The following is an 11,593-nucleotide window of genomic DNA, read 5'->3' as shown; positions in this document are numbered from 1 at the left end:
TATGCGGTTTAAAGATGTGTTTTCAATTATCGGGCCGAGTATGGTGGGGCCGTCGAGCTCCCACACCGCCGGGGCCGTCCGGATCGGAAGGGCTGCGCGGCGCATATTCGGCGCGTTCCCCGACCAGGCGGAAATTGTATTTTACGGCTCCTTTGCCGATACCTACCGCGGTCACGGCACGGATCTGGCCGTTGTCGGCGGACTGCTGGATTTTGCAACGGACGATATGCGCATCCGAAGCTCCATTGAGCTGGCTGAGGCGGCAGGCATCAAGCTAACCTTCAAGACGGCGCAGAATGTCGCTTTCCATCCGAATACGGTGGAGCTGAGACTAATCAGCGGTGAGCGCGAAGATCGTATTGTAGGCGCTTCCATAGGCGGAGGCAGCGTTGAGATGCTGCGGGTGAACGGCTTTGACGTCAAGTTCACGACCAACTATCCGGTGCTGCTGGTCTTTCATGACGATACGCCGGGCATGGTGGCGCATATCACCCGCCTGCTCGAGGGCGGAGGCGTTAATATCGCCTATATGGATGTGGATCGCAAGGGACGAGGCGGTGATGCCCTGACCGTCGTCGAATCGGACGAGGCGGTTCCGCAGGAGCTGATGAAGCATATCGAGGGCCTGCCGGGCGTGCATCGCGTCGTGTTCGCGGATTTGACGACAGAGGAGGCGGCGTCATGAAATTTTCCACATTGAAGGACATCATTGCCTGCTGCGAGAAGGATCAAGTGACGATCGGGCAGCTGATGCTGCAGGAGCAGATCAAGGAAACCGGCAAAAGCCGGGAAGAGACATTCAAGCAAATGGCCGATTATTACGGCATTATGAAAGAGGCGGTTCACCGGGGCATTCATGAGCCGGTTCCGTCGAAGAGCGGCTTGACCGGGGGCGATGCCGTCCGGGTTCATGACTATTTGTCAGCGGGCGTGCCGGCGCTCGGCACGGATGCGTGCACAGCGCTCGCTTATGCGCTGTCCGTATCGGAAGTGAACGCGTCCATGGGGCGGATCGTGGCTACGCCGACCGCCGGCTCATGCGGCATCATCCCCGGCGTGTTCGTCAGCGCGCAGCAGCGATTTGGCTGGGATGACGATCATCTGGTGATGGGGCTGTTCAGTGCAGGCGCCATCGGATATGTCATAGCGAACAATTCATTCATATCGGGCGCTGAGGGCGGATGTCAGGCCGAAGTAGGCTCTGCGATCGGCATGGCCGCCGGCGCATTGACGGAGCTTCGCGGCGGCACGCCGGAGCAGGCGGTCCATGCGGTAGGACTCGCACTGAAGAACTCGCTGGGTCTCATCTGCGACCCTGTCGGCGGTCTGGTGGAGATTCCGTGCATCGTCCGCAACGGCTTCGGCGCGGTTACGGCGCTGGCGGCGTCGGATATGGCGCTGGCCGGCGTTCGAAGCGTCATCCCGTCGGATGAAGTGATCGATGTCATGCTGGAGGTAGGCACGGCTATGCCAGCCAAGCACCGGGAGACCGCAAAGGGCGGGCTTGCACAGACGCCGACCGGCAAGAAAATTTTAAAGGACCTCTACGGGAAGGAAGGCAAGAAGCTGCGCGAGAAGGGTGCAAAAGGGAAGGGGGAGTAACCGGATATGACGCTGTTGAATATCGGCATTATCGGACTGGATACGTCCCACGCGGTTGCGTTTACCCGGCTGCTGAACGATCCCGGGCACCCGTACCATATTCCGGGAGGCCGGGTTACGGCTGCGTTCCCCGGAGGATCGCCGGACTTTCCGCTTAGCGCCGGCCGGGTGGACGGCTTCACGAAGGAGATCAAGGAGCAATTCGACGTTGCGATTCTGAATACGCCGGAAGAGGTGGCTGCCGCTTGTGACGCCGTCCTTCTGCTGTCGGCAGATGGGCGGGTACACCTGCGGCAGTTCCGCTCGATCGCTTCTTACGGCAAGCCGGTGTTCATCGACAAGCCGCTGGCGCTGCGCACGGATGAAGCGAAGGAGATCCTCGCCGCAGCGTACAGCGCCGGCGTGCCGCTGATGAGCTCCTCCTCGCTCCGCTATGCGGATGCGCTCGCTAAGGAGCTTGTCGGAGAAGGCCGCGGCAGCATTCTGGGCACCGACGTATCGGGGCCGATGGATGTGCAGCCGACCCAGTCCCACTATTTCTGGTACGGCATTCACGCCGTCGAGATGCTGTATGCCGTGATGGGGAGCGGCGCCAAGGAGGTTACTGCGGTCTCTACGGAAACAGAGGAGCTGATCACCGGCGTCTGGGAAGATGGCCGCATCGGAACGGTACGCGGGAGCCGGAGGGGCACCGGCAGATTCACGGCGTTGATCCATCGAAGCGAAGATTGCCGGTTTATCGATGCTGGGGCATCGGATAAGCCGTGGTATGCCAGCCTGCTGGAGCAGGTGATGATCATGTTTACCGAGCGGCGAACCGTTCTTCCGCCAGAGGAAACGCTTGAGGTGATCTCATTCCTCGAAGCTGCCGAGAAGAGCAGACGGAGCGGCTGCAAAGAGCGGCTCATGTGACGCCGTCATTCGCGAATTTGATCGGCTGAACCATGCGCGCAGCCTCCATTTCGGAGGGGAAAATGAACATCAAATGAACACGAAATGTGAGGGATTTCCGGAGGGAAATCCCTTTGTTTTTTGTTCTATTTCTACCGCTTTAGCATTTTCTACACAGCTAAAAAGCCTGCTATATCAAGGGATTCAGCGATTTTAACATCGGCTGCAGGGAAAAAGTCCAGCTGGCTGAAATACGATGGTTTACGAAAACCTGAAAGCGCTTTTATGATGAGGGCGGGTAGAAAATGCAATATGGACTTCAGCCCGAAGGCAGCTTTATGAAAAGTAAGAAATACATTCTTGAAAAGCTGCACAGGACGATAGGACTTGGGAGGGGATAACGCCCGCAGGAACATCTGATGAAATGTCATCATCTAAGCGCATCACGCGGCAGGGCATGATTGAGCGAGAATGAAGTAGGGAAACGACGGGGGTAGTATAACGAAGGCATCTTATGACTCAGTCAAATACGAAAATCCAGATTTAGGAGGAGCACATATATGAGAAAACCAAAACCATGGTTTCGTATGGCACTTGTATTAACCATTATCATGTCGATGCTCGCTGCATGCAGCGGCGGGGGCAAAGGGGCTGCGCCGGAGGCGGGAGGCGGCTCAGGCGAAACACCTGCTCCGGCCGCACCGGCCGATCCGAACCAATACGGAGATACGGGCGGGCTCACGCTGCCGCTGGTGGATAAACCGACAACCCTCACTTGGATGGTGGTGAGCGAGAAGACGAATCTCAATGACTCTTTGCTGGCCAAGGAAATCGAGAAGCGTACCGGGATTAAAATCAACTTCCAGGCGTATTCGGCGGCCACGTTCAACGACAAGCTGAAGGTAACGGTCGCTTCCGGCAAGCTGCCGGATATTTTCCACGGCCTGACGCCGTCGGAGCTGAAGAAGATCGGCAAGCAGAAGGCGGTTGTGGCGATTAACGAACACCTTGACATGCTGCCGAATTTCAAGCGGATGTATGTCGAAGAGAATCCTTGGGTCATTCCTTCCTATGGGGATGAATCCGGGAACATCTATACCTGGCCGGTGGCGAACATCAACCGTGACGTGAACCACGGCTTCCTGTACCGCAAGGATATTTTCGACGAGCTCGGCATTAAGGAATGGACGAATACCGAGGAGTTCTACCAAGCGCTTAAGAAGCTGAAAGAGGCTTATCCGGACTCCTATCCTTACGCTTCCAAGACGAAAGAGCATATTTTCCGCGACTGGGCATACGGCTGGGGCATGGGCGGCGCCAACTATCCGGTATATTACGACGAGGCGGCCAAGGTTTGGAAATATGCGACCGTGCAGCCGGAGCATAAGGAAATGCTCGACTTCATGAAGAAGCTGTACAACGAGGGTCTTCTCGATCCGGAATTTATGACCGATACCGACGATTCCTGGACCGCGAAGATGACGAGCGGTAATAAATCCTTCGTTACCTATGACTGGATCGGCCGCCTTGACCTGTTCTACAACCAAGTGAAGGACCAGAACCCGAACTATGATCTGCGTTACGGCAATCCGGTAGGCCCGACGGGCAATGGCAAGACGATCGAGAGCATTACGAACGGCTTCAGCATCGCGGTTGCGAACAATGATAATAAGGAAGCGGCCCTGAAGCTGCTGGACTACTTGACGAGCCCGTCCGGCGCAACGCTGGTAACGATGGGTGTAGAAGGCGAGACATTTAAAATCGAAGGCGATAAAGCCGTTTATCCTGAGCTGACGGACGTTCCATTGGTGGATATCAGCGTCCTGGAGGACCGCTATGGACTGTGGCTGCAAGGCTTGTACGTCAATGCCGACAAACGCAGCGTGTACTTCAACTATACGGAGAAAGAGCAGGAAGCCCAGGATAAGCTGCTGAACGGCAACAAATTCGAGCCGCTGGATCCGGTCCTGAACTTCACGGACGACGAAACGGCCACGATTGCGGAAATTCAGACGTCACTGAAAAAATTGGCGGATGAATTCAACGCGAAGTACATTCTGAACAAAGACTACGGCGACGCGCAGTGGCAGCAATGGCAAACGCAAGCCGAGAAGCAAGGCGCCAAGCAGCTGGTCGACATCTTCAATGCCGCTCAGAAGAGACTGGATGAAGCTACGAAGTAAGCAGCAACAGATATAAGGCTGATGGCGACATCCGGGATTCGCACCCGGGTGCTGCTCATCTTCTTAAGGAGGGAAAGAACACCATGGCAAGTGCAGGGACAGAGATGAAGCCGGCCGCTCCCCGCGGGGGAATCGGCGGACGAATGGTTGCAGCCTTTCAGCATATGAAGCGGGACCGGCAGCTGTTAATTTTGTTTATTCCGTGTCTGTTGTTTTATATTATTTTCCGTTACGGGCCCCTGTACGGCTTGATTATTGCTTTCAAGGACTACAGCGTGTTCACCGGCATCATGGAAAGCGAATGGGTGGGACTTAAGCATTTCGAGAAATTTTTCAGCAGTCCGGACTTTTGGCTGCTCTTTAAGAACACGCTGCTTCTCGGCGTATACAATCTGATTTTCGGATTTCCGTTTCCGATCATTTTGGCGATTCTCTTAAATGAGGTTAGGGTCCGCTGGTTCAAGCGTTCGGTACAGACGCTCAGCTATCTCCCCTCCTTTCTGTCGGTGGTCATCATCAGCAGCATGATTATCGATTTCCTCTCGCCGAACCAAGGGATCATTAACCAGTTCATCGCGGCGTTAGGCTTTGAGAAAATCTATTTCCTAGGGGAACCCAGCTGGTTCCGAACCATTTACGTCTCCTCGGACATCTGGGCGACCGTAGGCTATGAGGCGATCATTTATATGGCAGCGATCGCGGGCATCAACCCTTCCTTGTATGAAGCGGCGAAGGTGGACGGGGCCAAGCGGCACCATATGATTTTTCGGATTACGATTCCCGCTATTCTTCCGACGATCATCATTATGTTTGTCCTGAAGACGGGTTCGATGCTTCGCATCGGTTACGAAAAGGTGCTCCTGCTCTACAGCCCGATGACATATGAGGTAGCCGACGTATTCTCTACTTACGTCTACCGGAAGGGACTCATGGAGAGCAATTACAGCTATGGCGCAGCCGTAGGCTTGTTTGAAGCCGTTGTCGCGATGATCCTGCTGTTATCCTCTAATTACTTCAGCAAGCGATTGGGAGGCAGCGGACTATGGTAAACAAACGATTCAGCCTTCGAAATATTTCATTGTTCGGCGTCGTAAACACGATCATTCTGACGTGTCTTGCTATCATTACCGTGTATCCCGTGATATATATTACAGCCGTTTCGCTCAGCGCGACGTCCGAGGTGGTGCAGGGGAATGTTACGCTGTTCCCGAAGGGCTTCAATCTGGACGCGTATGCCCAGGTGCTTAATGACGACCGGGTGCCGCGCGCGTACCTGAATACGATCATGTACACGGCGCTCGGGACGGCCATCAACTTGCTCTTAACGGCCGTAGCGGCCTACCCGCTGGCACGCAAAAATTTCTTCGGACGCAAGTTCTTTTTGCTGGCCATCATCATCACCATGTTCTTGAACCCGGGCATTATTCCGAACTATCTGATCGTCTCGGAGCTGGGGCTGCTGAACAGCGTGTGGGCCTTGGTGCTGCCGAATGCGATCTGGACCTTCGAGCTGCTGATTCTGAAGAGCTTCTATGAGAATATGTCGGAATCGCTGCGCGAGGCGGCTGTCGTCGACGGCGCATCCGAGTACCGGATCCTGTTCCAGATCGTGATCCCGCTCTCGAAGCCGGCGCTCGCTTCCATCGGTTTATTCTACTTCATGGGTCACTGGAACAGCTTCTTCATCCCGATGATCTACTTGAACGATTCGGTGCTGTACCCGCTGCAGGTGGTGCTGCGCGATATGCTGATCTTCAGCGAGAACGGCAGCAATCCGAGCCTGGTCGACGCGGCGGCGCTGGCCCCGCAGGCGATGAAGAACGCAACGATCGTATTGTCGATGATTCCGGTGCTGCTGATCTATCCGTTTGCGCAGAAGTATTTTGCCAAGGGGGTTATGCTCGGCTCTGAAAAAGGCTGATCGTGAAGGGACCCGGGCCATGTGTGTTGAATATGAAGGGATGACATCAAGAGAGGTGAATCCATAATGAATCGACTGATCGCCAACAGAGGATTGCTTCAGATTTTCTTCGCTCTGCAACTGGTCATCGGCATCATGTTCATATTCAATTACATCGTGTACAAAAATTCCATCAGCGGAATTTATGACAAGGTGAGCGATAACAATCGCATGGTGATCAAAAACGTCATTCAATCGTTTGATACCAGCTTCTCCTCCATCAACAACCTGATCTTCAACATTCATGCGCTTCCTTCGGACCGGATTCAGGCGGACAGCGGAGGGCTTGACATGGAGAAGGTCATAACCCTGCAGGACAATCTGACGAGCATTGTGTCCAATGTTGATATCGTGGAGGACGTGATCATCTCGTTCGATGATCATGATCTTGCCATTACGACCCGGGGAACGAGCAACCTGGATGCCCTCTTTGACAGACGCTACACATCCCAGCGCTACAATTCGATGTTCTGGAAGAATCTTACCCGTTCCGAGCACGAATTTACGGTATTTCCGGCCGAGGTTTACATGGATCAGAGCACCGGGTACGGGCGAAATCTGATGATCGCGGTGGATAGCAACAAGGTCCGGTTATCGAACAAGAACCTCATGATTCTGATCAACGTGAACAAGCTGCTGAAAGGCATCGACCTGAACTCGATGATCCCCGGCGCTTCGCTCATCGTGCTGGATGCGAACCGTAACGTCATTCTGAGCACGGAGAAGGACCTGGATTTGGTGGATATCTTGAACGATGTGTATTTTAACCCGTCCCAGGAAGCTTCCCTGACGCATGGCAATTACGAGTACAATTTCTACAAGTCCGAGTATAACGGATATATCTATATCAACAAGCTGCCTTACAAGTTTCAAAATATCGATTCCGTCACCGATGCCAATCAGTGGATTATGTACGGGGCGATTGTGCTGGCGGTGCTGATGTCGCTGCTGCTCAGCGTCTACCTGTACCGGCCTGTCAAAAATATCGTCAAGCTGCTTGGCGGCAGCACGCTGAAAGGGAACGATTTCGTAAAAATTCAAAGCGGCATTATCAAGGTCCAGCGGGAGAACGAATCGCTGAAGAAGCAAATGGACCTTGTCGACGAAGAAATACGAAGGGGCGTATTCCTGCAAACCCTTGACGGTCAGAATCATTCGCGGGAGCAGGAAATTCAGATGCAGAAGCAGTACACGCATTTTTTCCAGAGCAGGCATTTCGTGATGGCGGCCATCTATTTGCAGCCGGAAGACAAGCTGGACTCGGAGGGCGGATTCGTGCTGGAGGAATTGACGGCAGCGATTCGAAGCGATCTGACGGCGCGCTACGAGCATGCGGTTGTGTATCATATCGAGCATTTGCAGTTTCTGGCGCTGATCGGCCTTGACCAGCCTTCGGAACGGAAGAAGCTGGTGCAGCGGTTCGAGGAATTCCTCGGGGCAGCGAAGCAAGGGTATCTGCAGGCATTCGGGGTATGGGGTTGCGTCAGCCGGGCTTACGAGTCCAAGATTAGCAACTGCCGCGCAGCCTATGAAAATATTAAGGAAGGGCTGCTGTACCGGCATGTGAATGAGGGGACTGTCATAGTGGACACGGAACGCATCCGGTACGTCCCCGAGCTGTATTTCCCGCTTCAGGAGATCGAGAAGCTGAGCAACTGCATGTTGAGCGGCAAGGTGGATGAAGGGCTGCGGATCGTCAATGAGATCATTCAGGAGAACGTCTCGCTGCAAATTCATCATCATCAGATGGTTCATATTGCCAAGAGCATGTTTTTCTTTGTCCTGAAGCAGGCGGAATCCTCTTCCGCGGATCGCAGCGAGCTGTTCCAGCTGGAAAGCGCCTTTATCCGCAAGGTCGATCATGCGTTTACGTACAAGGAAATTCAGGAGGCGCTGGTTGAAGTGATTCGCGTGGTCGCGAATATGCGCAATCACGATCCGCGCAGCAAGCTGAATCCGGCATTCATCTCTCAATATATCGAGCTTCATTATATGGAGAACCTGTATCTGGACCATATGGCGGAGGTGCTGGATACAAGCTCCAAATATTTCTCGAATTATTTCAAGAAGACATTCGGCGTCAATTACGTGGAGTATTTGAACAAGGTCCGGCTGGCCCATGCCCGGGAATATCTGCGCAACACGGAGCTCAGCATCGCTGAAATCGGCGAGAAGACGGGCTATTCGAACTCGTCCACGTTCACAACGACATTCAAAAAGTATTGCGGCGTCTCCCCGAGCGAGTACCGTAAGACCTCGGGGAAATAGGGGCCGCAAGGAAGCAGGAGGCATCATATGAAGGCGGTGGCTACGATTCAAGGCAATGTGATCATTGCCGATCTCGAGGAGCCGGTTGAAGTGCCGGCAGGGCATGTTCGAATACGCACCGAATATTCGGCCGTGAGCCCGGGAACCGAAATGACGTTTATCAAGAGAGCTTCCGATCAGCCTGTGGTGATGGGTTACAGTGCGGTCGGGATAATTGAAGCGATCGGGGAGCGCGTCAGCGGCCTGTCTGTCGGTCAGCGCGTCGCCTGTTACGGGGCGCCTTATGTGCGCCATGCCGAGGTGCTGACCGTTCCTTCGAATTTGACGGCAGCGGTGCCGGATGGGGTCGATCCCAAGGAAGCGGCATTCGCGGGTCTCGGAGCGATCGCGATTCATGCGCTGCGGGTGGCCGACTTACGTTTCGGCGAATCTGCCGTTGTCGTGGGCCTTGGTATTCTCGGCCAGCTGATTGCCCAGATTGCGCATGCGGCAGCCTTCCCTGTCGCCGGATTCGACTTGAATTCGGAGCGGGTGAAGGAGATGCGGGCGTATATCTCGCATGCCGCCGATAGCCGTGAGCAGCTGGAGGAGAGCATCCGGCGCTTGACGGGCGGGCATGGCGTGGACAGCGTTATTTTGTGCGCAAGCGGCCCCGGAGAGGAGCTGATCAACGCCTCGATGGGTTGGATCCGGGACAAGGGGAAAATCGTCATTGTCGGCGATTTGACCACCGTGTACTCCAGGGAAAAGATGTTCGCCAAGGAGGCGCAGGTTCTCATCTCGCGGGCAGGCGGTCCGGGGCGCTACGATGCGAACTACGAGCTGGAGAACCGTGATTATCCGATCGGCTTCGTACGCTGGACGGAAGGGCGCAATGTCGCCGAATATATCCGTCTGCTTGCGGAAGGAAGAATATCCGTAAGACCGCTTATTTCCCACGTCGTTCCCGTAGAGCAAGCGGCCGGCGCATATGAGCGGTACGGGCCCGGCTCCACCACGCTCGGAACGATCTTTAAATACAGCTAGCCCTGGCGGATAAATAACATTATCGATACGAGGTGAACAGACGTTGGGTCAACATAGAGAGGCGGACATTATCATCCTCGGCGGGGGGCTGGGCGGATGTGCCGCAGCATTGGCGGCGGCTCGCAGCGGGAAACGCGTCATCATGACGGAGGCCGAAGATTGGCTAGGCGGGCAGATCACCAGTCAGGGCGTGCCGCCGGATGAGCATCCCTGGATCGAACAGTTCGGCTGTACGGCGAGCTATCGCGAATTCCGCAGCCGGGTTCGGCAGTATTACCGGTCGTGGTTTCCATTAAAGCCGGAAGCCAGAGCGGCCGAACGCTTCAACCCCGGCAGCGCGCTGGTGAGCGCAATCGCTCATGAACCCCGGGCAGCCCTGGCCGTTCTGCGGGATATGCTGGCTCCGTACGTCCACAGCGGTAGGCTCGTTATCCTCACGGAGCACGTCCTAACCCGAGCAGAGAGCGACGGTGACCGGGTCACGGCCGTTTCGCTGCGGAACGTAAAATCCGGCAATGAGGTTACCCTTACCGGCGCGTTGTTTCTGGATGCGACCGAAGAGGGGGATCTGCTGCCGCTTGCGGGAATCGAGTACGTCACCGGCGCGGAATCCATGGAGGATACAGGGGAACCCCATGCGCTGTCCGGTTCGCCGGACCCGATGGATATGCAGGCGTTCACGTGGTGCTTCGCGGTTGACTACCTTGAAGGTGAAGATCATACGATTCCGAAGCCGGATAGGTATGACTTTTGGAAAGCGTATCAAGCCGATTTCTGGCCCGATCGCATGCTCAGCTGGAGCGGGCTCGTCCCGCATACGCTGGAGCCTGTCACCTACAGCCTGTTCCCGGACGGCAAGTCATTCTCGCTGTGGAAATACAGACAGATTTTGGACCGGGAGCATTTCGCCGCAGGCGCTTTCGATAGCAACGTGACGATCGTGAATTGGCCGCAGAACGATTATTGGCTGGGACCGATCATTGATGTAAGCCCGGAGGAGCGGGAGAAGCATTTGAAAGAGGCCCGGAGCCTAAGCTTGTCGCTTCTCTATTGGATGCAGACGGAAGCTCCTCGTCCGGACGGAGGAGCCGGTTATCCGGGGCTTCGTCTCCGTCCCGATGTGCTCGGCACAGAGGACGGTCTGGCGAAGGCGCCGTACATCCGCGAGTCACGCCGGATCCGGGCGGAATTCACTGTTAAGGAGCAGCATGTCGCCAGCGATTGCCGGCCTGATGGAAAGGCAGCGGAGTTTTTCGATTCCGTCGGCGTCGGCTGCTACCGGATCGATTTGCATCCAAGCACGGGACAGCGCACCTATATCGACATTTCGAGTCTCCCCTTCCAAATTCCGATGGGAAGCCTGATTCCGGTGCGGGTGAGCAATGTGCTGGCCGCATGCAAAAATATCGGCACGACACATATTACGAACGGCTGTTACCGCCTTCATCCGGTCGAGTGGAACATCGGAGAGTCGGCGGGGTATTTAGCGGCTTATTGCGTGGAGCATGGTCTGAAGCCGTCCGAGGTCCGCAGTAATCCAGAGCGGCTGGAGGCGTTCCAGCACCTGCTGGTGCGGCAGGGGATCGAGCTGTCGTGGCCATCCATTCACGCGGTTTAAACCAGAGCGGTGCAGGAATATAGGGCGGTGCAGGTATGATCCTGC

General features: G+C 55.4%; 10 protein-coding genes. 9 read left to right on the top strand and 1 reads right to left on the bottom strand.

The genetic code is table 11. The features are described 5' to 3' along the window. The first annotated feature begins 1 nt into the window (after window position 1). From sdaAB to MKX76_RS20560, 3 genes are read left to right on the top strand one after another with little or no spacing between them, the layout of a single operon-like run. A complete protein-coding gene (gene sdaAB / locus MKX76_RS20570; RefSeq protein ID WP_341034527.1) occupies window positions 2–685 on the top strand; it encodes an L-serine ammonia-lyase, iron-sulfur-dependent subunit beta in 684 nt (227 codons plus the stop codon). Beyond that, the gene (gene sdaAA, locus MKX76_RS20565; RefSeq protein ID WP_341034526.1) at window positions 682–1,602 is read left to right on the top strand and encodes an L-serine ammonia-lyase, iron-sulfur-dependent, subunit alpha; all 921 of its coding nucleotides are present in this window, start codon (window positions 682–684) and stop codon (window positions 1,600–1,602) included. Before sdaAB ends, sdaAA begins: the two co-directional genes overlap by 4 nt. A 6-nt stretch (window positions 1,603–1,608) precedes the next feature. Continuing rightward, on the top strand, window positions 1,609–2,514 hold the full coding sequence (locus tag MKX76_RS20560) for a Gfo/Idh/MocA family protein (protein ID WP_007130598.1): 906 nt from the start codon (window positions 1,609–1,611) through the stop codon (window positions 2,512–2,514). A gap of 149 nt (window positions 2,515–2,663) precedes the next feature. Here MKX76_RS20560 and MKX76_RS20555 read toward each other — a convergent pair whose 3' ends face one another. Further along, window positions 2,664–2,927: a hypothetical protein gene (locus MKX76_RS20555; RefSeq protein ID WP_040738803.1), complete on the bottom strand. Its 264-nt coding sequence runs from the start codon at window positions 2,925–2,927 to the stop codon at window positions 2,664–2,666. A gap of 126 nt (window positions 2,928–3,053) precedes the next feature. On the opposite strand from MKX76_RS20555, the gene MKX76_RS20550 reads away from it, so the two are divergent. The 6 genes from MKX76_RS20550 to MKX76_RS20525 all read left to right on the top strand — a co-directional run bounded on the left by MKX76_RS20550 (window position 3,054) and on the right by MKX76_RS20525 (window position 11,548). After that, window positions 3,054–4,676: an extracellular solute-binding protein gene (locus MKX76_RS20550; protein ID WP_007130597.1), complete on the top strand. Its 1,623-nt coding sequence runs from the start codon at window positions 3,054–3,056 to the stop codon at window positions 4,674–4,676. 83 nt (window positions 4,677–4,759) lie between these two features. After that, window positions 4,760–5,725: an ABC transporter permease gene (locus MKX76_RS20545; protein WP_007130596.1), complete on the top strand. Its 966-nt coding sequence runs from the start codon at window positions 4,760–4,762 to the stop codon at window positions 5,723–5,725. Next, window positions 5,719–6,597, top strand: coding sequence for a carbohydrate ABC transporter permease (locus tag MKX76_RS20540; protein ID WP_007130595.1), 879 nt, complete (start codon window positions 5,719–5,721; stop codon window positions 6,595–6,597). Before MKX76_RS20545 ends, MKX76_RS20540 begins: the two co-directional genes overlap by 7 nt. Window positions 6,598–6,663: 66 nt before the next feature. Beyond that, complete coding sequence (locus MKX76_RS20535) at window positions 6,664–8,904, top strand: helix-turn-helix domain-containing protein (RefSeq protein WP_007130594.1); 2,241 nt, start codon at window positions 6,664–6,666, stop codon at window positions 8,902–8,904. A gap of 27 nt (window positions 8,905–8,931) precedes the next feature. Beyond that, complete coding sequence (locus MKX76_RS20530; protein WP_007130593.1) at window positions 8,932–9,930, top strand: zinc-dependent alcohol dehydrogenase; 999 nt, start codon at window positions 8,932–8,934, stop codon at window positions 9,928–9,930. A 43-nt stretch (window positions 9,931–9,973) separates the two neighbouring features. Continuing rightward, a complete protein-coding gene (locus MKX76_RS20525; RefSeq protein ID WP_007130592.1) occupies window positions 9,974–11,548 on the top strand; it encodes an FAD-dependent oxidoreductase in 1,575 nt (524 codons plus the stop codon). The last annotated feature ends 45 nt before the right edge of the window (window positions 11,549–11,593 follow it).

This window comes from Paenibacillus sp. FSL R5-0810, assembly GCF_038002285.1.
Taxonomy (GTDB): domain Bacteria; phylum Bacillota; class Bacilli; order Paenibacillales; family Paenibacillaceae; genus Paenibacillus_AQ; species Paenibacillus_AQ lactis.
Note: the sequence above shows the minus strand (reverse complement) of the source record. Positions and strands in the feature narration are given on the sequence as shown.

What these genes read in the sequence shown, in the direction of transcription:
- MKX76_RS20555 (WP_040738803.1), bottom strand. Translation starts at nt 2,927, where the DNA reads ATGATGACATTTCATCAGATGTTCCTGCGGGCGTTATCCCCTCCCAAG.
- sdaAA (WP_341034526.1), top strand. Translation starts at nt 682, where the DNA reads ATGAAATTTTCCACATTGAAGGACATCATTGCCTGCTGCGAGAAGGAT.
- MKX76_RS20545 (WP_007130596.1), top strand. Translation starts at nt 4,760, where the DNA reads ATGGCAAGTGCAGGGACAGAGATGAAGCCGGCCGCTCCCCGCGGGGGA.
- MKX76_RS20535 (WP_007130594.1), top strand. Translation starts at nt 6,664, where the DNA reads ATGAATCGACTGATCGCCAACAGAGGATTGCTTCAGATTTTCTTCGCT.
- MKX76_RS20550 (WP_007130597.1), top strand. Translation starts at nt 3,054, where the DNA reads ATGAGAAAACCAAAACCATGGTTTCGTATGGCACTTGTATTAACCATT.
- MKX76_RS20540 (WP_007130595.1), top strand. Translation starts at nt 5,719, where the DNA reads ATGGTAAACAAACGATTCAGCCTTCGAAATATTTCATTGTTCGGCGTC.
- MKX76_RS20560 (WP_007130598.1), top strand. Translation starts at nt 1,609, where the DNA reads ATGACGCTGTTGAATATCGGCATTATCGGACTGGATACGTCCCACGCG.
- MKX76_RS20530 (WP_007130593.1), top strand. Translation starts at nt 8,932, where the DNA reads ATGAAGGCGGTGGCTACGATTCAAGGCAATGTGATCATTGCCGATCTC.
- sdaAB (WP_341034527.1), top strand. Translation starts at nt 2, where the DNA reads ATGCGGTTTAAAGATGTGTTTTCAATTATCGGGCCGAGTATGGTGGGG.